At 69.5% G+C, this 22,790-nt stretch carries 23 protein-coding genes; 10 read left to right on the top strand and 13 right to left on the bottom strand.

Going from position 1 to position 22,790, the window contains the following annotated elements; all coding sequences use genetic code 11:
* Positions 1-24 precede the first annotated feature (24 nt).
* A complete protein-coding gene (locus P6166_RS12005; RefSeq protein ID WP_277764695.1) occupies positions 25-654 on the top strand; it encodes a glutathione S-transferase in 630 nt (209 codons plus the stop codon).
* A gap of 100 nt (positions 655-754) precedes the next feature.
* Positions 755-1,393: an NAD-dependent epimerase/dehydratase family protein gene (locus tag P6166_RS12000; RefSeq protein WP_277764694.1), complete on the top strand. Its 639-nt coding sequence runs from the start codon at positions 755-757 to the stop codon at positions 1,391-1,393.
* 3 nt (positions 1,394-1,396) lie between these two features.
* Here P6166_RS12000 and P6166_RS11995 read toward each other — a convergent pair whose 3' ends face one another.
* Both P6166_RS11995 and P6166_RS11990 read right to left on the bottom strand, forming a co-directional pair.
* Complete coding sequence (locus tag P6166_RS11995; RefSeq protein ID WP_277764693.1) at positions 1,397-1,786, bottom strand: OsmC family protein; 390 nt, start codon at positions 1,784-1,786, stop codon at positions 1,397-1,399.
* Between the two features lie 71 nt (positions 1,787-1,857).
* On the bottom strand, positions 1,858-2,616 hold the full coding sequence (locus tag P6166_RS11990) for an SDR family NAD(P)-dependent oxidoreductase (protein ID WP_277764692.1): 759 nt from the start codon (positions 2,614-2,616) through the stop codon (positions 1,858-1,860).
* Positions 2,617-2,791: 175 nt separating this feature from the next.
* On the opposite strand from P6166_RS11990, the gene P6166_RS11985 reads away from it, so the two are divergent.
* Positions 2,792-4,186: an FAD/NAD(P)-binding protein gene (locus P6166_RS11985; RefSeq protein ID WP_277764691.1), complete on the top strand. Its 1,395-nt coding sequence runs from the start codon at positions 2,792-2,794 to the stop codon at positions 4,184-4,186.
* A gap of 66 nt (positions 4,187-4,252) precedes the next feature.
* Here the strand turns inward: P6166_RS11985 and P6166_RS11980 are convergent, their stop codons facing one another.
* From P6166_RS11980 to pdhA, 4 genes are read right to left on the bottom strand one after another with little or no spacing between them, the layout of a single operon-like run.
* Positions 4,253-5,662 (bottom strand): dihydrolipoamide acetyltransferase family protein, encoded by a 1,410-nt coding sequence (locus tag P6166_RS11980; RefSeq protein ID WP_277764690.1) that lies wholly within the window; start codon positions 5,660-5,662, stop codon positions 4,253-4,255.
* Positions 5,659-6,012: an SH3 domain-containing protein gene (locus tag P6166_RS11975; RefSeq protein ID WP_277764689.1), complete on the bottom strand. Its 354-nt coding sequence runs from the start codon at positions 6,010-6,012 to the stop codon at positions 5,659-5,661. Before P6166_RS11975 ends, P6166_RS11980 begins: the two co-directional genes overlap by 4 nt.
* Before the next feature lies 1 nt (position 6,013).
* The gene (locus P6166_RS11970) at positions 6,014-7,087 is read right to left on the bottom strand and encodes an alpha-ketoacid dehydrogenase subunit beta (RefSeq protein ID WP_345781873.1); all 1,074 of its coding nucleotides are present in this window, start codon (positions 7,085-7,087) and stop codon (positions 6,014-6,016) included.
* On the bottom strand, positions 7,080-8,162 hold the full coding sequence (gene pdhA / locus P6166_RS11965) for a pyruvate dehydrogenase (acetyl-transferring) E1 component subunit alpha (RefSeq protein ID WP_277764688.1): 1,083 nt from the start codon (positions 8,160-8,162) through the stop codon (positions 7,080-7,082). The genes P6166_RS11970 and pdhA overlap by 8 nt, the downstream gene beginning before the upstream one ends.
* A 323-nt stretch (positions 8,163-8,485) precedes the next feature.
* Here pdhA and P6166_RS11960 point away from each other — a divergent pair, with 323 nt between their 5' ends.
* The 3 genes from P6166_RS11960 to P6166_RS11950 all read left to right on the top strand — a co-directional run bounded on the left by P6166_RS11960 (position 8,486) and on the right by P6166_RS11950 (position 11,671).
* Positions 8,486-9,355 carry a tryptophan 2,3-dioxygenase family protein gene (locus P6166_RS11960; protein ID WP_277764687.1) on the top strand — a complete coding sequence of 290 codons (870 nt, stop codon included), beginning with the start codon at positions 8,486-8,488 and terminating at the stop codon, positions 9,353-9,355.
* A gap of 197 nt (positions 9,356-9,552) precedes the next feature.
* Entirely contained in the window at positions 9,553-11,076 is a 1,524-nt protein-coding gene (locus P6166_RS11955; protein ID WP_277764686.1) for an oligopeptide:H+ symporter, read from the top strand.
* Between the two features lie 10 nt (positions 11,077-11,086).
* Entirely contained in the window at positions 11,087-11,671 is a 585-nt protein-coding gene (locus P6166_RS11950) for a thioredoxin family protein (RefSeq protein WP_277764685.1), read from the top strand.
* Between the two features lie 230 nt (positions 11,672-11,901).
* On the opposite strand, the gene P6166_RS11945 is transcribed toward P6166_RS11950, so the two are convergent.
* The gene (locus P6166_RS11945; protein ID WP_277764684.1) at positions 11,902-12,423 is read right to left on the bottom strand and encodes a MarR family winged helix-turn-helix transcriptional regulator; all 522 of its coding nucleotides are present in this window, start codon (positions 12,421-12,423) and stop codon (positions 11,902-11,904) included.
* Between the two features lie 131 nt (positions 12,424-12,554).
* Here P6166_RS11945 and hppD point away from each other — a divergent pair, with 131 nt between their 5' ends.
* The 4 genes from hppD (at position 12,555) to P6166_RS11925 (ending at position 16,865) form a co-directional block, all read left to right on the top strand.
* Positions 12,555-13,667: a 4-hydroxyphenylpyruvate dioxygenase gene (gene hppD, locus P6166_RS11940; protein ID WP_277764683.1), complete on the top strand. Its 1,113-nt coding sequence runs from the start codon at positions 12,555-12,557 to the stop codon at positions 13,665-13,667.
* 34 nt (positions 13,668-13,701) lie between these two features.
* A complete protein-coding gene (hmgA, locus tag P6166_RS11935; RefSeq protein ID WP_277764682.1) occupies positions 13,702-15,006 on the top strand; it encodes a homogentisate 1,2-dioxygenase in 1,305 nt (434 codons plus the stop codon).
* Positions 15,007-15,159: 153 nt separating this feature from the next.
* Complete coding sequence (locus P6166_RS11930) at positions 15,160-15,834, top strand: lectin (protein WP_277764681.1); 675 nt, start codon at positions 15,160-15,162, stop codon at positions 15,832-15,834.
* A gap of 68 nt (positions 15,835-15,902) precedes the next feature.
* Positions 15,903-16,865 (top strand): calcium/sodium antiporter, encoded by a 963-nt coding sequence (locus tag P6166_RS11925; RefSeq protein WP_277764680.1) that lies wholly within the window; start codon positions 15,903-15,905, stop codon positions 16,863-16,865.
* Here the strand turns inward: P6166_RS11925 and P6166_RS11920 are convergent.
* Genes P6166_RS11920 through P6166_RS11895 form a run of 6 tightly spaced genes read right to left on the bottom strand, consistent with a single transcriptional unit; the run spans position 16,848 to position 22,737 of the window.
* Positions 16,848-17,204, bottom strand: coding sequence for a Na+/H+ antiporter subunit G (locus P6166_RS11920; RefSeq protein WP_277764679.1), 357 nt, complete (start codon positions 17,202-17,204; stop codon positions 16,848-16,850). The genes P6166_RS11925 and P6166_RS11920 overlap by 18 nt on opposite strands.
* A complete protein-coding gene (locus P6166_RS11915; RefSeq protein ID WP_057646986.1) occupies positions 17,201-17,485 on the bottom strand; it encodes a K+/H+ antiporter subunit F in 285 nt (94 codons plus the stop codon). Before P6166_RS11915 ends, P6166_RS11920 begins: the two co-directional genes overlap by 4 nt.
* Positions 17,482-17,994 carry a Na+/H+ antiporter subunit E gene (locus P6166_RS11910; protein WP_277764678.1) on the bottom strand — a complete coding sequence of 171 codons (513 nt, stop codon included), beginning with the start codon at positions 17,992-17,994 and terminating at the stop codon, positions 17,482-17,484. Before P6166_RS11910 ends, P6166_RS11915 begins: the two co-directional genes overlap by 4 nt.
* Positions 17,991-19,535, bottom strand: coding sequence for a monovalent cation/H+ antiporter subunit D (locus P6166_RS11905; RefSeq protein WP_277764677.1), 1,545 nt, complete (start codon positions 19,533-19,535; stop codon positions 17,991-17,993). Before P6166_RS11905 ends, P6166_RS11910 begins: the two co-directional genes overlap by 4 nt.
* Complete coding sequence (locus P6166_RS11900; RefSeq protein WP_277764676.1) at positions 19,532-19,912, bottom strand: Na+/H+ antiporter subunit C; 381 nt, start codon at positions 19,910-19,912, stop codon at positions 19,532-19,534. Before P6166_RS11900 ends, P6166_RS11905 begins: the two co-directional genes overlap by 4 nt.
* Complete coding sequence (locus P6166_RS11895; RefSeq protein ID WP_277764780.1) at positions 19,912-22,737, bottom strand: monovalent cation/H+ antiporter subunit A; 2,826 nt, start codon at positions 22,735-22,737, stop codon at positions 19,912-19,914. Before P6166_RS11895 ends, P6166_RS11900 begins: the two co-directional genes overlap by 1 nt.
* Positions 22,738-22,790: the final 53 nt, after the last annotated feature.

Here is a 22,790-nt window from a genome sequence, read left to right as displayed (position 1 = left end):
ATAGAATGGCGGCATGCCACATGGATGCCGCTCATGCTGAAGATCTGGGGTCGCCACAATTCGAGCAATGTGCGCAAGGTGTTGTGGTGCGCGGAGGAGATCGGGCTGCCGTACGAGTCCATCCAGGTCGGCGGCGCGTTCGGCCAGGTGGACACCCCCGAATACCGCGCGCTGAACCCCAATGGGCTGGTACCGATGATCGAGGATCACGGCCTGCCGCTGTGGGAATCGAACACGATCGTGCGCTATCTCAGTGCGCGGTATGCGCTCGATACGCTGTATCCGGCGGACCCGGCAGTGCGCGCGGCGGGCGAGAAATGGATGGACTGGACCACCTCCAGCTTCGCCGCGCCGTTCCGCGACGTGTTCTGGGGCACGCTGCGCACCGCGCCGGAATTGCGCGACGCCGCGAAGATCGAGGCGGGCCGCCAGCGCTGTGGCGAACTGCTGGCGATGGCGGATGCCGCGCTGGCCCAGGCGCCGTGGTTGTCCGGGTCGCGGTTCGCGATGGGCGATATTCCGCTGGGGTCCTTCATCTACGCATGGTTCGAGATGCCCATCGAGCGGCCGGCCCTGCCGCACCTGGCGGCCTGGTACGAGCGGCTGAAGGCGCGGCCGGCCTATCGCAAGGCGGTGATGACGGCGCTGACGTGAACCGCCGCCGGGCGCGCCGCCTCGGTCCCCGGCCCGCATACTGCCGCGCCTGAAGCCGCGCCGGCAGGCGCGCTATGCTGCCCGCAAACGGAGATCTGCCATGCGCATCCTGCTCGCCGGCGCCACCGGCCTGGTCGGCTCCCACGCCTTGCCGATACTGCTCGACGATCCGCGCTGTACGCGGGTCATCGCGCCTACGCGGCGCCCGCTGCCGCTGCGGCACGCCAAGCTCGACAATCCCGTGCTCGACTTCGACGGCGTGGGCGCGGCCGCCCGGCACTGGCAGGTCGATGCGGCGATCTGCGCGCTTGGCACCACGATGAAGCAGGCCGGTTCGCGCGAGGCGTTCCGGCGTGTCGATCATGACTACCCGCTGGCACTGGCGCAGTCGCTGCGCGAGGAAGGCACGGAGGTCTTCGTGCTCAACTCCGCGATGGGCGCCGACGTGGGCTCGCGCTTCTTCTACAGCCGGGTCAAGGGCGAACTGGAGCGCGACCTGCGCGCGTTGCGCTTCGGCAGCCTGGTGCTCGTGCGCCCGGGCCTGATCGGAGGCGAGCGCGCGGGCCCGCCGCGCGCGGGCGAACGCATCGGCATGGCCGTCCTCGGCGTGCTGGGCCCCGTGCTGCCGCGCGCGTGGCGGATCAACCCCGCCGAGTCCATCGCCCGGGCGATGGTGGGGACTGCCCTGCAACCGCCGCCCGGCGAACACGTGATCGATTCGGCGCAGCTCGCCGGCTGAGGCTCAGCCGCGCGCGCTGGTGATCACCGCGCCCTCGCGCATCACGAGCGTGACCGGCGTGCGGCTGACCACGTCCAGCAGCTTCTCCCACTGCGCCTCGTCCAGCGCGCCAGTGGCATGCAGCACGCGGTGCACATGCAGCTTGCCGTCCTCGTCGCGGCGCGAGCTGAGTTCGGCGCGGAATTCGCCCAGGTCCCAGCCTTTCTTTTCCGCGTACATGCGCAGGGTGATGGCCGTGCAGGCGGCCAGCGAGGACAGGTAGAGGTCGAACGGCGCCATGCCGGCATCCTGCCCGCCGAGCGCGGCCGGCTCGTCGGCGGTCAGTTCGTGGCGGCCGCTGGTGATGCGGTGGGCGTAGTGCGGGCCGAGGGAGGTGATCTTGGCGTGGGACATGGGGGCTCCGGGAGAAGGCGGGCGGCACAGCGTGGCGGGTGCGCGCGGCGTGGGAAAGGATCCGCGTGCGCTCAGGGGCCCAGGTGCTGGCCGCCGTCCACGGCCAGCACCTGCCCGGTGATCCAGCGTGCCTGCGGCGAGGCGAGGAACAGCGCCGCGTGGGCCACGTCTTCCACCGCGCCGAAGCCGCCGAACGGGATGTTGTCGCGGATGCGCGCGTACAGCGCCGGCTCCGCCTCGCGGCGGCGGTCCCACAGCCCGCCGGGAAATTCGATGGAGCCCGGCGCGACGGCGTTGACGCGAATGCGCTCGGTCGCCAGTTCGCTCGCCAGCGTCACCGTGTAGTAGTTCAGCGCCGCCTTCGCGGTGGAGTACGCCGCTGCGCGCGGGGTGGGGCGCAGCGCGTTGATCGAGCTGATGTTGATGATCCACGGCGTGGCGCTGCGGCGCAGCCACGGCAGCGCGGCGCGATTGGTGCGCACGGCGGCCATCAGGTCGATGTCGAAGCCGGCCTGCCAGCTCGCATCGTCGTTGGCGTTGCCGTAGCCCGATGCGTTGTTGACCACCCCGTCGATGCCGCCCATCGCCTCGACGGCCGCGGCGATCCAGCCTTCGATCTGCGCCGGGTCGGCGAGGTCGCAGCGCTGGCAGTGCACGCGGCTCCCGTGGCGCAGCAGCTGCTCGCCGGCGTCGGCCAGCGCTTGCGGGTCGCGACCGCAGATCGAGAGCGCCGCGCCGGCGCGGGAGAACGCCTCGGCGATGCCCAGGCCGATGCCGCGGCTGCCGCCGGCCAGGAGGATGCGCTGCCCGCGCAGGGAAAGTTCGGTCATGGAGGGCTCCGGCAAGGTCGCCGCATTATCCGCCGTTCGGCGCGCCACGCCTGGCTTATCTCCAAGCGCTATCAGCTCATGCCGGTTCGTGGTCGCGCATCTAACCCTTCCTTTACATCCCGCGGCGCCGGCACAGGCACAAAAGGACGGTCAACGGGATGGGGACGAAGCAGTCATGGGCAAGCACATCACCCTCATCGGCGCCGGCTTCTGCGGTGCCGCGCTGGTTCGTGAGCTGGCGTATCGCGCCGATGCCTCGACCCGCATCACGCTGGTCGGCATGGCCGACAGTTTCGGCAGCGGCGTGGCCTACGGCGCGGCGCGGCCGGAACATCTGCTCAACGTGCGCGCGCGCGACCTGGGAATCGACCCCGACGAGCCGGGCGGCTTTGCCGATGCGCTCCACCTGGGGCAGTCCGGCCGGCAGGCCTTCCTGCCGCGGCTGGCCTATGCCGACTACCTGCGCGGCGAGCTGAGCGCGGCGATGGCGTCCGCGGCGGCGCATATCGTGTGCAAGCCGCAGGAGGCCATCGCCGCCGAACGCACGCAGCGCGGCTATCGCATCTTCCTCGCCAACGGCGAAGCCTTCGACAGCGACCAGCTCGTGTTGGCGGTCGGCGCGCTCGCGCCGCAGGCGCTGCCGGGCATCGGCCCGCGCCTGAGCGTGCACCCGCGTTACATCGGCTGGCCGTGGCAGCCCGGCGCGCTGGATGGCATCGCGCCAGATGCACGCGTGTTGATCGTGGGGACCGGCCTGACCATGGTCGATGTGGCGTTGAGCCTGCAGGCGCGCGGGCACACCGGTGGGCTGCATGCGATCTCGCGCCGCGGGCTCGTTCCGCAGGCGCACGAGGCCGAAGCCGGGCCGGCGCTGGAACTGCCGCTGGCGGTGCAGCAGGCGCTGCGCGCCGGCGAGCTGACCGGCGTGCTGCGCGGCGTGCATCGCGCCGTGCGTGCGGGTGCGCCGTGGCGCGGCATGGTGGACGCGCTGCGCCCGCACCTGCAGCCGTTGTGGCGGAAACTGGATGGGCGCCGTCGCGCGAGTTTCCTGCGTCACCTGCGGCCTTACTGGGAAGCGGCGCGCCATCGCGTGGCCCCGGCCGCCGCCGGCGTGCTGGCCGACCTGCGCGCGCGCGGACAACTGGAGCTGGAAGCCGCGCGCCTGCTGCGCGCGCGCTGGACACCGGAAGGCCTGGAAGCGGTGCTGCGACGCCGCGGCGAAGAGGACTCGCGCACCGAGCGCTACGACGTGCTGATCCGCGCTACCGGCCTGGATACCGACATCGACCGCACCAGCGATCCGCTGATCGCCGGCATGCGCGAGGCCGGGCTGCTGCAGGCCGATCCGCTGGGCCTGGGCGTGGTGGTGGACGAGGACTTCCGCGTGCACGATGCCGCCGGCCGCGCGCTGCCAGGGCTCTACTGCATCGGCCCCTTGCTGCGCGGCGCGTTGTGGGAGATCACTGCGGTGCCGGAGCTGCGCGTGGCGGCACGCAAGCTGGCGCGGCACCTGCTGGAGCCGGCGCGCGCGGTGGCCGCGCCGCGCACGCTGCTGCGCGTGGTGGGCTGACACGCAAAAGAAAGGCCCGGACGCCACCAGGACGCCCGGGCCTCTCCGACGAGGCAGTGGCCGGCCTTACTGCGCCAGCGCGAGATCGTCGATCATCGCCCGCAGGAAGCGCGCGGCCTCGCCGCCCGTGGCGGCGCGGTGGTCGAACGTCAGCGACAGCGGGATGACCTTGTGCGACTCGATGCCGCCCATTACCGGCGTCACCTGGTAGCGCGCGCGGCCGGCGCCGACGATCGCCACGCACGGCGGCACCACCACCGGGGTGGCGTAGCGCCCGGCGAACATGCCGAAGTTCGACAGCGAGATGGTGTAGCCGCTCAGCTCGGAGGCCGGCAGGCTGCGCGCCTCCACCTGCTGGCGCAGCCGGTTGACGCTCTCGCGCACGCCACGCGCGTCGAGCATGTCGGCGTTGCGCAGGGCCGGCACGAACAGGCCTTCCTCGGTATCCACCGCGATGCCGATGTCCACCTGCGGGTGCAGGGTGCGGGTCAGCGCGTCGCCGTCGAACCAGGCATTGAGCGCGGGCACCGCCTTGCAGGCAGCGATGATCGCGCGCACCAAACGCACGGTGACGTCGTTGCCCGGGGTCCAGGCATGGATGTCGGCGTCGTCGTTGAGCGTGGTCGGCACGACCTTGCTGTGTGCGTCGGCCATCACGCGCGCCATGTTGCGGCGCACGCCCTTGAGCTGTTCCGGCTGGCCGCTGGCGCTCAAGCCCGGCGGCTGCGTGCGCATGGGCTTGCCCGCGGCGGAAAGCGCGGTGCGCGTGGCTGCTATGCCCGTGCCACCCGTGTTCGTCCCGGCAGGAACAGCTTGCGCCGCGACCTGCGGAACACGCGCAGCCGCGGCGGAAGCCGCTTCTGCAGCGCCAGGGCCGGAAGCACTGCCGTTGGCGGCCGCCTGCTTCACGTCGCCCATCGTCACCGTGCCATCGGGGCCGCTGGCGCGCACGCGCGACAGCTCCACGCCCAGCTTCCTCGCCAGCGCGCGCACGGCCGGCATGGCGCGCACGCCGCCCACCGCCACCGCCTGCTCGCTGTGCACGGCGTCCGAGCTCTGCATCGCACCGACCACGGTGCCGGCGTCGGCGCGCTCGGCCTTGTCGGCGATCTCGCCGCCCTCATCGGAGGCGACCACCTTGTCGGCCTTCGCCGGCACCTGTTCGCCGGTCGCCGGCGCATGGCCGTGCGAGTGGCCGGTGTCCTGTGCCTCGGCGCGCTGCGGCAGGTTCGGGTCCGGCGCGAACTGCGCCAGCACGCTGCCGGTGACGACCACATCGCCCGGGCCGCCGGCCAGCTTCAGCACCTTGCCGGAGACCGGCGAGGGCACCTCGACCAAGGCCTTGGCGGTCTCCATGGAGACCAGCGGCTCGTCCAGGCGGATGGTGTCGCCTTCCTTGACGAACCACTCGACGATGGTCGCGTCCGGCAGGCCTTCGCCCAGGTCGGGCAGGTGGAAATTCTTGGTATCGCTCATCGGGAAGTCTCTTCCATCAGTTCGAGATCGGCTTCCGGCAGCCAGCCCTGCGCGCCATCGGCGCGTTCGGACCACCACCAGCCGCCATGTTCATGGTGCAGCGTCACCGCATCGCCCCGGTCGGCCTCCAGCTCCCGCGCATCGTAGTCGCGCAAGGCCTCGGCGCGGCCATCGCCCAAGGGGCGCAGCCATTCGATCGGCGCCCAGCCGGCCAGCCCGTCTTCCAGGCTGACCCAGGCGAACGCCGGCCATTCCTCGTCACGCACGCCCAGCGCGACCACCTGGCCGGCGCGGAAGCGGATGGGTTTGGCGTAGGGCGTGCGGTAATCGCACAGCAAGCGCGCCCGCATGTCAGCCCGCGGCCACGGCCTTCTTCGCCGCGGTGACGATCCGCTCCACGCTCGGCAGGTACTTCATCTCCAGGCGGAACAGCGGGATGTGGGTGTCGTAGCCGGTGACGCGCTCGACCGGGGCCACCAGGTCGTACATCGATTCCTCGGCCAGGCGCGCGGCGATCTCCGCGCCGAAACCGGCGGTCTTCGGCGCTTCCTGCACGATCACGCAGCGGCCGGTCTTGGCGACCGATTCGGCGATGGTGGCGAAATCCAGCGGGCGCAGCGTGGCCACGTCGATGACCTCGGCGCTGATGCCTTCGCCGGCCAGCTTGTCGGCCGCTTCCAGCGCTTCCTTCACCTGCGCGCCCCAGGCCACCAGGGTGACGTCGGTGCCGTCGCGCAGCACGAAGCACACGTCCAGCGGCAACGCCTCGCCGTCGTCCACCACCACTTCCTTGTACTGGCGATAGATGCGCTTGGGCTCCATGTAGATCACCGGGTCCGGCTCGCGGATCGCGGCCAGCAGCAGGCCGTAGGCGCGCTGCGGCGAGGATGGCAGCACCACGCGCAGGCCCGGCACGTTGGTGAAGATCGCCTCGTTGGCTTCGCTGTGGTGTTCCGGCGCGCGGATGCCGCCACCCCACGGCACGCGCAGCACCATCGGGCAGTGCAGGCGGCCGCGCGTGCGGGTGCGCAGGCGCGCGGCGTGGCAGATGATGTGGTCCACCATCGGGTAGACGAAGCCGTCGAACTGCGCCTCGGCCACCGGCTTCATGCCCTGCGCGGCCAGGCCGACGGTGAGGCCGGCGATGGTGGTTTCGTCCAGCGGCGTGTCGAGCACGCGCTCGCTGCCGAAGCGCTGCTGCAGGCCGGCGGTGGCGCGGAACACGCCGCCGTTCACGCCCACGTCCTCGCCCAGCACCAGCACCGACGGGTCGTGCGCCAGTTCCCAGGCCAGCGCCTGGGTCACGGCTTCGATCAGGGTGATGGGCGTGGCGGTCATCGCGGAGTCTCCTCGCTCGGCGGCGTGGTGGGCGGCCGCGTCGTGCGAAGCGGTGGCGCTGGCGGTGTTGCGCTTGATCTCATCCATGGCGGGCCTCCAGGGCGAGGGCCGCGGCGCGCTGGGCGAGCAGGTCCGGCGGCGGATCGGCATACAGGTAGTCGAACATCGCCTCGACCGGTTGCACGGGCGTGTTGAGGTAGGCATTGACCTCCTCGTCCACGCGCGCGCCGCATTCTTCCTTCCAGGCGTTCTCGTGCGCCTCGCTCCACAGGCCCAGGCCGGTGAGGTACTTGCGCAGGCGCAGCATCGGCTCCACCTGCCAGGCGTCCTTCACTTCCTGCTCGCCGCGGTAGCGGCGGGCGTCGTCGGCGGTGGTGTGGTCGGACAGGCGGTAGGTCATGAACTCGATCACCGTGCCGCCTTCGCCGGCCAGCGCACGCTCGCGCGCCTGGCGCATGGCTTCCAGCACCGCGATCAGGTCGTTGCCGTCCACCTGCAGGCAGAACAGGCCGCCGGCCAGGCCCTTCTGGGCCAGGGTCTGCGCGCCGGTCTGCGCCGAGCGCGGCACCGAGATCGCCCAGCCGTTGTTCACCACGCACAGGATCAGCGGCAGCTTGTAGGCGCCGGCCGAGTTGAGCGCGGCGTAGAAATCGGTCTTGGAGCTGCCGCCGTCGCCGCAGCTGGAAACCGCCACGTGCTGTTCGCCGCGCAGCTTGAACGCCAGCGCCGCGCCGGCGGCGTGCAGGCACTGGGTGGAGATCGGCACGCAGAACGGGAAGTCGATGGCGGCGTCGGCGTCGCGGGCATAGTCGTTGCCGCGCTCGTCGCCGCCCCAGTAGAGCAGCACGTCGCGCGGCCGCACGCCACGCATGAACATCGCGCCGTACTCGCGGTAACTGGGGGCGAACACGTCGCCGGTCTTCATCGAGGCGCCGATGCCCACGTGCGTGGCCTCGTGGCCCAGGCAGGAGGCATACGTGCCCAGCTTGCCGGTGCGCTGCAGGGCGACGGCCTTGGTGTCGAAGGTGCGCACGTAGAGCATCTGCTTGAACAGGGTCAGCAGGGTCTGCGGATCGCACGCGGCGGGCAGGTCGCGCACGGGCTGGCCGTCCGCGTCCAGGTATTGCAGGTACTCGATCTCGAACTGGGCGGCTACGGTCATGCGAACTGCACCTTCGACAGGAAGTTTCAAATGATACGAAGCGCTATGGTAAGGAATGCGTGACCCGAGCCCTTCCTGCGCCGCAGCAAGAAACATGCTGCAATCGCAGCAATTGTGCCCGCTCATTTTTGTCGCAGGCCTGCCACGGATGGGTTGCAGCGTTGCTGCGATGCAAGACGCCTCGGTGGGCTGAATAGGCTTGGGCCCTGTGCGTTTCCCGTTCGGTTCCGCTTCAGCCGTCCACGCCGCCCAGGGCGCCGGGTTCTTCCTCCCCCGCGCGGGCGGCTGGGTTACGCTTGCCGCCCCTCACGACCCCCACGCCCATGCCCGTCGACAAGAACCAGCGCGACCTGGAAGCCGGCATCCACACCGACCTGCAGGGCCGGCTGACCTATGGCGGCTACCTGCGCCTGGACCAGCTGCTGAGCGCCCAGCAGCCGCTGTCCGACCCGCCGCACCACGACGAGATGCTCTTCATCATCCAGCACCAGACCTCGGAGCTGTGGTTGAAGCTGCTGGCGCACGAGCTGCGCGCGGCGATCGGCTTCCTGCAGCGCGACGAGGTCTGGCAATGCCGCAAGGTGCTGGCGCGCAGCAAGCAGGTACTGCGCCTGCTCACCGAGCAGTGGTCGGTGCTGGAGACGCTCACGCCCTCGGAGTACATGGGCTTTCGCGACGTGCTGGGGCCGGCGTCGGGGTTCCAGTCGCTGCAGTACCGCTACATCGAGTTCCTGCTCGGCAACAAGAACGCGCAGATGCTGCAGGTGTTCGCCTACGACCCGGAGGGGCAGGCGCGCCTGCGCGAGACCCTGGAGGCGCCGAGCCTGTACGAGGAGTTCCTGCGCTACCTCAGCCGCTTCGGCCACGACATCCCGGCCCAGTACCTGGATCGCGACTGGACCACGCCGCACGTGGCCGACCCGGCGCTGCGCCCGGTGTTCGAGCGGATCTACGAGAACACCGACGTCTACTGGCGCGAATACTCGCTGTGCGAGGACCTGGTGGACCTGGAGACCCAGTTCCAGCTGTGGCGCTTCCGCCACATGCGCACGGTGATGCGGGTGATCGGCTTCAAGCGCGGCACCGGTGGGTCCAGCGGGGTGGGCTTCCTGCAGCAGGCCCTCGCGCTGACGTTCTTCCCCGAGTTGTTCGACGTGCGGACGTCCATCGGGCTCGGCGACAGCGCGGGGTAATGGCACGCGGCACGGGCTATTGCGCGGCCCCGGATGGCCACACGCCCATGCGGTCCGCGGCCAGGCAAAAAGGGGCGAGCCGGACCGGTACGCCACCGCGTGACGTTGACGTGAACGCGCGCTGCGGGCGATCCTCGCCCGTCGCCCCGGCACCGCCGGGGGCACCCCGCCTTTCATGAATACGCAAGGGAACCTCTATGAGCGTTGACGCCGTCGCGCCGAATTCCGCTTCCACCCCGCCGCCGTCCGCGCCGATTCCCGAGTTCAAGACCCTGATGGGCCATCCCAAGCCGTTGTGGATGCTCTTCATGACGGAGTTCTGGGAGCGCTTCGCGTTCTACGGCATCCGCTGGGCCCTGGTGCTGTACATCGTGCAGCAGTTCTATGGCGGCAGCGGCACGGGCGAGCAGCCGGCCAACCAGCTCTACGGTGCCTACCTGGCGCTGGTCTATGCCGCGGCGATCTTCGGCGGCTACGTCGCCGACCGCGTGATCGGCTACCAGCGCTCCATCCTGCTGGGCGCGACCATCATGTCCGCCGGCCTGTTCATGATCGCCACCTCCAGCCAGGAGCTCTTCAAGCTTGGCCTGGCGACGATCATCGCCGGCAACGGTCTGTTCAAGCCGATCATCTCCACGATGGTGGGCAAGCTCTACAACGTCGGCGACGACCGCCGCGATTCGGGCTTCACCATCTTCTACATGGGCATCAACCTCGGCGCGATGATCTCGCCGGTGCTTACCGGCTGGCTCGCCAGCAAGTACTTCGGCTCCGAGGCCATGCCGGACTACAAGGTGGTGTTCATCGCCTCGGGCGTGGGCATGCTGCTCAGCCTGGTGTGGTTCTGGTTCGGCCGCCGCCAGCTGGCCGGCATCGGCCGTCCGCCGGTGGGCGGGGAGAGCATGGCGCGCGTGCTGTACACGCTGATCGGCGCGCTGGTGGCGATTCCGGCGATCTACTTCCTGCTGACCATCGACGCGGCCACGCTCAACTGGTGGGTGCTGACGCCGATGTTCCTGCTGCTGTGCGGCCTGATCCTGGCCGAGGGCGTGCGCGAGGGCAGCGTGCAGCGCGACCGCGCGCTGGCCATGCTGGTGATCTTCGTGTTCAACGTGCTGTTCTGGATGTTCTTCGAGCAGGCCGGCAGCTCGTTCAACTTCCTGGCCGAGAAGATCGTCAACCGCCAGTTCGGCGACTGGACGTTCCCGGTGGCCTGGTTCCAGTCGGTGAACTCGCTCGCGATCATCACCATCGCGCCCATCCTGGCGTGGCTGTGGATCAAGATGGGCCGCGCCAACCCGTCGATTCCGCGCAAGTTCGGCCTGGGCCTGATCTTCAACGGCCTGGCGTTCCTGCTGCTGATGTTCGCGCTGTCCTCGCTGGTCAGCGACGCCGGCAAGATTCCGTTCTGGACGCTGTTCATGGTGTACGTCATCCAGTCCGTGGGCGAGCTGTGCCTGTCGCCGATCGGCCTGTCGATGGTGACCAAGCTGGCGCCGGTGCGCCTGGTCGGTTTCGGGATGGGCGGCTGGTTCCTGTCCACCGGCATCGGCAACAATCTGTCGGGCATTTTTGCCGGCCACGTCAGCGGCGAAGGTGGCATGACCGTGCAATCCTCGCTCGACGGCTATACCTTTGGTTTCTGGCTGTTGCTCGGCGCCGGCGCGCTGCTGTTCCTCATCGCGCCGCTGATCAACAAACTCATGCATGGCGTGAAGTAAGGAATCCTTGATGAAGAAACTGCTGACCACTGCCCTGTTCGCCCTCACCCTCGCTGGCTGCGGCCAGCAGGCAGAGGAGGCGCCCGCGCCCAAGCCGCTGGACACCTCCATGCAGAAACCGCCGGTGGCCGACCCGACCCAGCCGGTCGCGTCGGGCAATACGCCGGCGGCGGCGGACATCGCGGCGGTGGCGGCCCTGAGCGCCGGGTTCGACCCGGCGCGCGACCCGGTCGCCGACCTGGAAACCGCCAAGGTCGAGGCCAAGCGCGGCGGCAAGCGCATCCTGCTCGACGTGGGCGGGGAGTGGTGCTCGTGGTGCCACATCCTGGACGACTTCATCGGCGGCGACGGCGAGCTGCGCAGCTTCCGCGACGCGAACTTCGTCTGGGTGAAGGTCAACTACAGCCCGGAGAACGAGAACCAGGCGTTCCTCTCGCAGTACCCGGAGATCAAGGGCTACCCGCACATCTTCGTGCTCGACAACGATGGCAAGCTGCTGCATTCGCAGTTCACCGGCGAGCTGGAGAAGGGCAAGAGCTACGACCGCAAGAAGTTCTTCGACTTCCTCAAGGCGTGGGCCCCGCCGAAGGCGTAAGGCCCGGCGTGCGACGAAAGAAGGCCCGCGTGATGCGGGCCTTCTGCTTTTTCGCGATCGCTCCGCGGGTCGCTGCCTCGCCCATGTAGGAGCGGCTTCAGCCGCTACCGCCGATATCTTGCGGTCGCGGCTGAAGCCGCTCCTACAGGGCTCCATCGAGCCCGTGCGGGACGGCAAGCGCGGCGCCATCCCCCGGCGCAGGAACGGTACGCAACCGCCGCAAGCAACCTTCAGCGCAGGGGCGCCGCGCCGCCCTGCATGCTTTCCAGCCCCACGTCGGCGAGCTTGTCGATCAGCCGGTCCAGTGTGCTGCGCTCTTCCTCGGTCAACGGGGCCAGCAGCCGCCGCTCGCAGTCGATCACCATCGGCGCGATGATCTCATAGGCCTCGAAGCCCGATTCGGACAGCGCCAGCACAGAGCGCCGGCGGTCGTCCCCGTGCATCTCGCGCTTGATGAAGCCGCGCTCCAGCAACCGGGCCACCGCGCGGCTCACTGCCACCTTGTCCATCGCGGTGCGGTCGGAGACTTCGCTGGCCGAAGAGCCCGGGTACATCGCCAGCACCGTCATCACCCGCCATTCGGGGATCACCAGGCCGTAACGGTCGCCGTACACCCTGGCGATATTTCCGCTCACGCGGTTGGACAGCACGCTCAGGCGATAAGGCAGGAACTGCTCCAGGTCCAACAGCGCGCGATTGGTGCGCTGGCTGCCGCCAGCGGGCCGATCCAGGGGTGTTTCCGGTGGGCTCATGTTGCAGTGCACCTTGATGGTTGTTTCAGGTGAAACTATAAGGGAAGCTAGCTCGACCCGCCCATTCTCGCGGGTCTTCAGTCCGCCCGCACCTGTTCCCTGCGGCGGGGTCGTCAAGCCGGAGGTACGCCATGAACGCCCAAGTCCATTCCTCGTCCGCGCCCAACCTGGGCATGCAGGTCACCACGTTCGAGAACCCGATGGGCATCGACGGCTTCGAGTTCGTCGAGTTCGCCGCCCCGGCCGGCAGCGGGGTGGACCTGCACGACTACTTCCGCAAGATGGGCTTCACCGCCGTGATGAAGCACAAGACGCGGGCGATCACGCTGTACCGCCAGGGCGGCGTCAACTTCCTGGTCAACGAGGACCCGGATTCGTTCGCCGCCGACTTCGCCGCCCAGCATGGCCCCTGCGCCTGCGGCTTCGCCATCCGCTTCCGCAAGCCGGCCGGTGAAGTGTACGAGGGCGTGCTGGCCAACGGCGGCGCGGCCATCGACCACAAGCCGGCCAGTCGCGCGGTCGACGCGCCGGTGGTGAAGGGCATCGGCGACTGCATGCTCTACCTGGTGGACCGCTACGGCGACGCCGGCAGCATCTATGCCGCCGACTTCGAGCCGATCCCCGGCGTGGACCAGAACCCGAAGGGCTTCGGGCTGACCTTCATCGACCACCTCACGCACAACCTGTACTTCGGCAACATGCAGCAGTGGTCGGACTACTACGAGCGGCTGTTCAACTTCCGCGAGATCCGCTACTTCGACATCAAGGGTGCCAAGACCGGCCTGGTGTCCAAGGCGATGACCGCGCCGGACGGCATCGTGCGCATCCCGCTCAACGAGTCCTCCGACCCGAAGAGCCAGATCAACGAATACCTCGACGCCTACAAGGGCGAGGGCATCCAGCACATCGCCTGCTTCACCGACAACATCTACGACACCGTCGAGGCCATGCGCGCGCAGGGTGTGCAGTTCCTGGATACGCCGGATACCTATTTCGACGTGGTGGACCTGCGCATCCCCGACAACGGCGAGGACGTGCCGCGCCTGCGCCGCAACAAGATCCTCATCGACGCCGACCCGGAGACCAAGCAGCGCAAGCTGCTTCAGATCTTTACCGAGAACTGCATCGGGCCGATCTTCTTCGAGATCATCCAGCGCAAGGGCAACGAGGGCTTCGGGGAAGGCAACTTCCAGGCGCTGTTCGAGTCCATCGAGCGCGACCAGATGAAGCGCGGCGTGCTGTAATCGCCGCGCACGCCCGCCGCCGAGGAACGCCGCCATGACCACGCTCGACCAGAACCGCGGCTACCAGAGCGGCTTCGGCAACGAATTCGCCACCGAAGCGGTGCCCGGCGCATTGCCGGTCGGGCAGAACTCGCCGCAGCGCGTGGCGCATGGGCTGTATGCCGAACAGCTCTCCGGCACGGCGTTCACCGCGCCGCGCGGGCAGAACCGCCGCAGCTGGCTGTACCGGTTGCGCCCGGCAGTGATGCATGGGCATTTCAGCCCGTACGCACAGCCGCGGCTGCACAACGATTTCGACCAGGGCGTGGTGTCGCCGGACCAGCTGCGCTGGAGCCCACTGCCGCTGCCCGAAGCGCCGACCGATTTCGTCGATGGCCTGTACACGATGTGCGGCAATGGCGGCCCCTCGGCGCATGCCGGTGTCGGCATCCATCTGTACGCGGCCAATGCCGACATGCGCGGCCGCTATTTCTACGACGCCGATGGCGAGCTGCTGATCGTCCCGCAGCTGGGTCGCCTGCGCCTGCTCACCGAGTTGGGCGTGCTGGAGATCGAGCCGCAGCAGATCGCGGTGATCCCGCGCGGCGTGCGCTTCCGCGTCGAGCTGCCGGATGGCGAGGCGCGGGGCTACCTCTGCGAGAACTTCGGCGCCCTGCTGCGCCTGCCGGACCTGGGGCCCATCGGCGCCAACGGACTGGCGAACCCGCGCGATTTCGAAACGCCGCATGCGGCCTACGAGGACGTGGAGGGCGCGTTCGAGCTGATCGCCAAGTTCGAAGGTGCGCTGTGGCGCGCGGACATCGGCCACTCGCCGCTGGATGTCGTCGCCTGGCATGGCAACTACGCGCCGTATCGCTACGACCTGCGCCGGTTCAACGTGATCGGCTCGATCAGCTTCGACCATCCCGACCCGAGCATCTTCACCGTGCTCACCGCGCCCAGCGAAGTGCCCGGCACGGCCAACATGGATTTCGCGATCTTCCCGCCGCGTTGGCTGGTGGCGCAGCACACGTTCCGCCCGCCGTGGTTCCATCGCAATGTCGCCAGCGAGTTCATGGGGCTGGTGCATGGCGTGTACGACGCCAAGGCGGAAGGTTTCGCGCCGGGCGGTGCGTCCTTGCACAACTGCATGAGCGGGCACGGCCCGGATGCGGCCACGTTCGAGAAGGCCTCGGCGGCGGACCTGTCCAAGCCGGATGTGATCGCTGGCACCATGGCCTTCATGTTCGAAACCCGTGGCGTGCTGCGTCCGACCGCGCAGGCGATGGACGCGGCGAATCGGCAGCGCGATTACCAGCAGTGCTGGGCCGGCCTGAAGAAGCAGTTCGTCGCGCCCTGAGGCGGGCACGTACATCTCCCGGTAGGAAGGCTTCAGCCCCGGCCACCCCGGCTGCCACGCACCGTGGGCGCCGTTCGCGGCGCAAGCCGCTCCGACATCGTGTTCACGCCATCGGAGGTTAGCCTGTGCGCGTCAATCGTGCCGGGGAAGCCGATGAAATACCCACTTTCCAGCCTGCTTCTTTGCCTGCCGCTGCTCGCGGCCTGCCAGCGCACGCCCGAGCCGGCCGCGCCCGCGCAAGACGCGAGCGCCGCGCAGGCCGATGCGGCGCCAACCGACGCCGAGGTGGCGGGCGCCGACCAGCCCAGCGGCGATGTGCCGCCGGCCACCGCGCCGCCGGGCACCTTGCCGCCGCGCCTGCAACAAGGCGGCCAGGTGCTTGCGCGCTGGGATGGCTACGGTGACGTGCGCCTGGGCATGACCGCCGAACAGGTGCGCCAGGCCTGGGGCGGCCAGCTCGAAGGCGCACCGGATGCCGCCAATGGCCCGGACGCCTGCTATTACCTGCGGCCGAAGTGGGCAGTGCAGGACCGCAGCTTCGGTTTCATGATGGAAGGCGGCAAGCTGGTGCGCTACGACAGCGAGAACCCGAAGGAACTGGCGCCCGGCGGCGGCCGCGCCGGCATGCCGGAAGCCGACATCACCACCTTGTATGCCGGCCATGTCGATACCCAGCCGCACAAGTACGAGCAGGGCGCGCACGTGCTGCGCGTGACGCAGGACGGGCAGGCGGGCGTGCTGGTGTTCGAGACCGATGCCAGCGGCAAGGTCACGCGCTGGCGGGTGGGGCTGCCGCCGCAGGTGGATTACGTCGAGGGCTGCGGCTGACGCCCGCGCGCGCTGGCATGGCGCCGGCGCGCGGGTGAGAATCGCCGCATCCATACGGGGACCGAACCATGCATAGCGCTACGCTCGTGGCGACCGGAAGTTTCCTGCTCGGCGTGCTGCTGCTCGCGCTGGGCGGCGATTCCATCGTCAAGGCCGCCTCCGGGCTCGCCCAGCGTTTCGGAGCGTCGCCCTTCCTGGCGGGCCTGTTGCTGGTCGCGTTCGGCACCTCGCTGCCCGAGCTGGCGGTCAACGTTCGCGCGGTGGCCGGCGGGCTGGAGGAGCTTGCGCTCGGCAACGCGGTGGGCAGCAATATCGCCAACATCGGCCTTACGCTGGGCGTGGCCGCGATGGTCGCCCCGCTCGCGGTACGCATGCGCTTGCTCGGGCCGCTGCTGATCCTGTTGTTGGCGGCCTCGGTCGCGGTGATCGGCTTCGGGCTGGATGGCACCTTGAACCGCATCGAAGGCGGCCTGTTGCTCGTGGCGTTCGTCGCGCTGCTGGCGCTGTTGCCGGGGCGCGGACGCCGCGAGACCGCGGCGGTACGCGAAACCGTCGAGGCGTTCGCCACGACGCGCACCGAACTCAAGCTCAACCTGCTGCGCCTGGTGATCGCGCTGGTGCTGCTTTACTTCGGTGCCACGCTGGTGGTGAAGCCGGCCCCGCAACTGGGCATCGCACTGGGCCTTTCGCCGCTGCTGGTCGGCCTGCTGCCGGTGGCCATTGCCACGGCCGTGCCGGAGATGGTCGCCGCGGTAGTGGCGGCACGCCGGGGGCAGGGCGACATGGTGGTCGGCCACGTCATCGGCTCGAGCCTGTTCAACCTGCTGGTGATCATCGGCGGCATGGCCGCGTGGCGCCCGCTGGCGCTGCCGGCCTCGTTCGTGCGGCTGGAGCTGCCGGCCGCCATCGCCTTCGCCCTGGTGCTGTACCCGATGCTGCGCGGCGACCTGCGCATCAGCCGCGTCGAAGGCGCGATCCTGTTCGGTGCGTTCTGCGGGTGGATCGTGCTGGAACTACTGCTGGTCGGCTGAGCCGTCTGCATCGTCGTCCCGGCCGCGCGGAACGGGTGGCCGCTGGCCCAGTTTCAGGGCCAGCCCGGTGCGCGCCATCATGTAGGCACTGATCGGCGCGGTGATGAACAGGAATGCGGTAATCAGCAGCTCGCGCGGCTGCGGGTCCTCGCCCAGCAGCAGGTGGTAACCCACCGAGGCCAGCAGCACGCAGCCTACGCCCAGCGTGCTCGCCTTGGTCGGCGCATGCAGGCGCTTGAAGAAATCCGACAGCTTCACCAGGCCGAACGCACCGACCAGGATGAAGAAGGTGCCGACGATCAGCAGCGCGCCGAGCACGTATTCGATGAGCGCGATCATTCGACGATATCCCGTCGCAGCACGTACTTGCTGAGCACCACGGTGCTGCCGAAGCCGAGCATGGCGATCACCAGCGCGGCCTCGAAGTAGATGGGCGAATCCAGGTGCATACCGAACAGCATCAGCTCGGCGATGGCCGTCACCGAGAGCGTGTCCAGCGCCAGGATGCGATCGGGCAGGGTGGGTCCGCGCAGCAGGCGCCACAGCGCCATCATCATCGCCAGGCCGACGACGTGCATGCACACCACGATGGTGGTTTCGATGAATATGTGGCCGGTCACGGGAAAATCTCCATCAGCGGCTTCTCGTAGCGCTGCTTGATCTCGTCGATCAGTGCCTGCGGGTCGTCCAGGTGCAGCACGTGCACCAGCAGGTAGCGACGGTCGTCGGACAGCTCGGCCGACACCGTGCCCGGCGTCAGCGTGATCATGCTGGTGAGCGCGGCGATGCCGTGGATGTTGGCCATGTCCAGCGGCACCCAGATGAAGCCGGGGTGGATGTTCGCCTCGCGGCCCAGTACCTGGCCGGCCACGCGCACGTTCGAACGCACGATGTCCCAGAAGGCGACCAGCAGCATTTTGGGGATCGGCCGCAGCGAGCCGATGCGCGCGAACTCGCGGTCCAGCCGCGCGGCGAACGGCGGCACCACCGTGGCCATCAGCAGGCCCATGACCACCGCGCTGAAACCCAGGCTGTCGGTCAGCATCAGCCAGAACGCGAAGATCGTCGCGCTCAACGGCAGCGAGGGATACAGGCGGCGCCAGAACGGGCGGGGACGTGGGCTCGTCATGGCTGCCTCATCACCGGGTGGGTGTCGCGCAGCAGTTGCAGGTAATCGCCCGGCTGGCGCAGCTGGCGGGCCATCGCGTCGGTGTGGCGCATCAGCGGGCCGGCCGCCACCGTCATCGCCACCAGGTAGCCGAGCAGCAGCACGGTGGCGAGCGCTTCGGGCGGGCGCAGCCGCGCGCGGCGGGGCGTCTGCGGCGGCGGCGCATCGGGAGCGGCCTCGGGCACGCGCCAGAACAGGCGCACGCCGGCGCGGGTCAGGCCGATCACCACCAGCAGGCTGCCGCCGAGGATGGCGCTCCACACCAGCGCGACCTGCGCGTCGGGTACGTGCGCCAGCAGGGCCAGCTTGGCCAGGAAGCCGGACAGCGGCGGCAGCCCGGCCACCGCCACGGCGGCGATGAAGTAGAACGTGCCGGGCAAGGCGCGCCCAGGCAACGGTGCAATGACCGCCTTGCGGTCGCTGGCATCGCCGCGCCGGCGGCGCACCAGGTCGGCGACCATGAACAGCGCGGCGGTGGCGAAGGTGCTGTGCGGCAGGTAATACAGGCCCGCGGCGATCGCGCCCTGGTCATCGAGCGAGAACGCGATGAACAGCGTGGCCGCCGAGAACACCACCAGGTAGGCGACCAGCACGCGCAGCCGGGTGGCGGCCATCACGCCGAACGCGGCCAGGATCAGCGTTGCCACGCCGGCCCACAGCAGCGGGGTGCGGCCAAAGCCCTGCAGCGCGCCGGCCTCCGGGCCGAACCACAGCTGGCTCACCCGCAGCAGCGCGTACAGGCCGACCTTGGTCATCACCGCGAACAGGGCCGCCACCGCCGCCGGCGCGCGCGAGTAGGCCTCCGGCAGCCACAGGTACAGCGGCAGCAGCGCGGCCTTGCTGCAGAACACCAGCAGCAACAGGCCCAGCGCGGCGCGCGCCAGCGGCAATTCCGCGGCGGGCAGCTCGGCGATGCGCTGCGAAAGCTCGGCCATGTTGAGCGAGCCCAGCAGCGCGTACAGCAGGCCGAGCGCGATCAGGAACAAGGTGGAAGCGGTGATGTTGAACACCACGTAATGCAGGCCCACGCGCATGCGCAGCCCGCGCCCGCCGCTCACCAGCAGGCCGTAGGAGGCGATCAGCATCACCTCGAAGAACACGAACAGGTTGAAGATGTCGCCGGTGAGGAAGGCGCCGTTGAGGCCCATCAACTGGAACTGGAACAACGCGTGGAAATGCGGCGCGCGGCGGTCCCAGCCGGCGCAGGCGTGCAGCAGGCAGGCCACCGCCAGGCACAACGTGGTCAGCAGCATCCAGGCCGACAGCCGGTCCGCCACCAGCGCGATGCCCAGCCGCGCGGGCCAATCGCCCAGCAGGTAGACCAGGATGTGGCCATCGCCGGTGGCCTGCGCCAGCGCCACCACCGCCAGCGCCAACAGGCCCACGCTGGTCCAGGCCACGCCGCGCTGCACGCGCGAGCCGAAGCGGCGATGCTCGACGAACAGCGAGACGATGGCGCCCAGCAGCGGGATCAGGATCGGCAGGATCGGCAGGTGGTTCAACGCGCGTCCTCCCGCGGGTCGGTGGGCGCGATGGGGGCGTCGTCCTCGTGGCCGTCCACATGGTCGCTGCCGTTGTCGGCGCGGCTGCGCATCGCCAGCACCAGGCTGATGGCGGTCATCGCGAAGGCGATCACGATGGCGGTCAGCACCAGCGCCTGCGGCAACGGGTCGGTGTGCTGGGCCAGCGTGGGTGCCACGCCTTCGCGCAGCACCGGGGCCTGGCCTTCGCGCAGGCGCCCGCCGGCGAAGATCAGCAGGTTGGTGGCGTAGGAGAGGAAGGTCAGGCCGAGGATCACGTCGAAGCTGCGCGCGCGCAGCAACAGGTAGATGCCGCAGGCGGACAGGATGCCGATCGCACTGGCCAGGGCGAGTTCCATCAGCGGCGGCCTCCGGTCAGGGGCGAGCGACGCGCCGGGTCGATCTCGCCGTGGATCGAGCGGCGGGTGAGCGAGGGCTTCACCGTGCCCATCATCGACAGCATCAGCATCACCGCGCCGAATACCACCAGGTACACGCCGGTATCGAAGCCCATCGCACTGGCCAGCTCCAGCGTGCCGACCAGCGGCAGCTCGGCCTCGAGGTGGCCGCTGGTGAGGAACGGCACGCCGAACAGCATCGACGCCGCGCCGCTCAGCAGCGCTACCGCGAGGCCCGCGCCGATGCAGCGCACGTAGTCGAAGCCGAAGCGCGATTCCACCGAGGCGGTGCCCTGGATCACGTACTGCATCAGCAGCGGCACCGCCAGCACGAGCCCCGCGATGAAGCCGCCGCCGGGCGCGTTGTGCCCGCGCAGGAACAGGAACACCGATACCGTGAGGATCAGCGGGAACATGATCTGCGCCAGGTCGGCCGGCACCGGCAGCTGGATCGGCGGGCCGGGCATGATCTTCTCCGGGGCCATGCGCGCGCGCCGCAGCAGCGCGTGCACGACCAGCCCGGCGATGGCGAACACGCAGATCTCGCCGAAGGTGTCGAAGCCACGGAAATCCACCAGGATCACGTTGACCACGTTGTGGCCATACGCCTCGGGCAGCGCGCGCGCGAGCATCTCGCCGGCCATCGTGCGGCTGGGGCGGGTCATCAGCGCATAGGCCAGCACCGCCAGCCCGCCGCCGCAGGCGATGGCGAGCGCGGCATCGCGCACGTGGCGCCAGCGCGCGCGCTCCGGCGGCGACACGCTGGGCAGGTAGTTCATCGCCAGCAGCATCAGCGTGAGCGTGACCATCTCCACCAGCAGCTGGGTCAGCGCCAGGTCGGGCGCGGACAGGAACACGAACACCAGGCTCACCGACAGCCCGGTACCGCCGATGACCATCACCGCCAGCAGGCGCTGGCGGTGCAGGAACAAGCCGCCCAGCGTGCACGCCACCAGCAGCACCCACAGGGCCCAGCCCAGCAGCGGGATCGGCTGCGGCGCCACCCAGGGCGGCAGGCCGCCCGCGCCGACGAACGGCGCCACGCCCACGGCCAGCGCGACCAGCACCAGCAGGAACAACATCCGTTGCAGGCGGCCATCCACGATCATCGAGGTGAAGCGCAGCGCCACGCCCGACAACGCATCCAGGTGCCACTGGAACAGCCACTTGCCTTGCGAGCGGGTCGCCACCGCGTATAGGTCGAGCAGGCGGCGCAGGCCGAAATACAGCCCCACGCCGCCGATCACGCCGGCCACGCTCATCGCCAGCGGCCAGTTCAGCCCGTGCCACACCGCCAGGCTGTACTGCGGCAGCTGCGCGCCGAGGATCGACCCGGCCGCCACGCGCAGCACCGGCGCTACCGTGAGGCCGGGGATCACGCCCACGGCCACGCACACCGCCACCAGCACCGCGACGGGAATGCGCATCCAGCGCGCCGGCTCGTGCGGCACGCGGTCCAGCTCGCGCGGGCCCTGGCCGAAGAAGGTGTCGTGGACGAAGCGCAGGCTGTAGGCCACGCCGAGCACGCCGGCCAGCAATGCCGCCGCAGAGGTCGCGATGCGCATCGGTGCCGGCGCCTCGGTTTCCAGCGCCACGGCAAAGAACATTTCCTTGGACAGGAAGCCGTTGAGCAGCGGGATGCCGGCCATCGCCAGCGAGGCGACGATCGCCAGCGCGCTGGTATAGGGCAGGAACCTGCGCAGGTTGCCGAGCCGGCGCATGTCGCGCGTGCCGGTCTCGTGGTCGATGATGCCGGCGGCCATGAACAGCGAGGCCTTGAACACCGCATGGTTGAGGATGTGGAACACGCCGGCCACCACGGCCATCGGCGTGGACAGGCCGAACAGCATCGTGATCAGGCCCAGGTGGGAGATCGTCGAGTAGGCCAGCAGGCCCTTGAGATCGTGCTGGAAGATCGCGTTCCAGGCGCCGAACACCAGGGTGAAGGCCCCCACGCCGCTCACCGTGTAGAAGAACAGGTCGCTGCCGGCCAGCGCGGGGTGCAGGCGCGCGAGCAGGAACACGCCGGCCTTCACCATCGTGGCCGAGTGCAGGTACGCCGATACCGGCGTGGGCGCGGCCATCGCGTGCGGCAGCCAGAACTGGAACGGGAACTGCGCGCTCTTGGTGAAAATGCCGGCCAGCACCAGGAACAGCGCGGCCGGGTAGAGCGGGCTGTCGCGCAGCGCCTGGCCGGAGGCCAGCACCACGTCCAGGTCGTAGCTGCCGACAATGCGGCCGATCAGCAGGATGCCGCCGAGCATCGCCAGGCCACCGCCGCCGGTGATCACCAGCGCCATGCGCGCGCCTTCGCGCGCGTCCTTGCGGTGGGTCCAGAAACCGATCAGCAGGAACGAGCTGAGGCTGGTCAGCTCCCAGAACACCAGCAACAGCAGCAGGTTGCCGGCCAGCACCAACCCAAGCATCGCGCCCATGAACAACAGCAGGAACGCATAGAAGCGCGACGCGCTGTCCTCGCGGCCAAGGTAGTAGCGCGCATACATCACCACCAGCACGCCGATCGCCAGCACCAGCATCGCGAACATCCACGCCAGTCCATCCAGCCGCAGCGCGAAACTCAGCCCGACTTGCGGCAACCACGCATGTTCGCCGCGCACCACATGCCCGGCGAACACGGCCGGCGCCAGCCACACGAGCAGCAGCACGCCCAGCAGCGGGGCCGCGCCGGCGAGCCAGGCCAATGCCGGGCGCGGCCAGGCGCGCAGCGCGGCCACCGCCGCGGCGGCCAGGAACGGCAGCGCCAGCAGAATTTCGAGGAACGGGATCATGCAGGGATCGGGCCTTGGAACGGGCGAGTCACGAGCAGTCACCGGAGTCT

The sequence above is a fragment of the Stenotrophomonas sp. HITSZ_GD genome, from assembly GCF_029543105.1.
In the GTDB taxonomy this organism is placed as follows: domain Bacteria; phylum Pseudomonadota; class Gammaproteobacteria; order Xanthomonadales; family Xanthomonadaceae; genus Stenotrophomonas_A.
The sequence above is the reverse complement of the archived record's forward strand: the minus strand, read 5'-3'. Positions and strand labels throughout refer to the sequence as shown.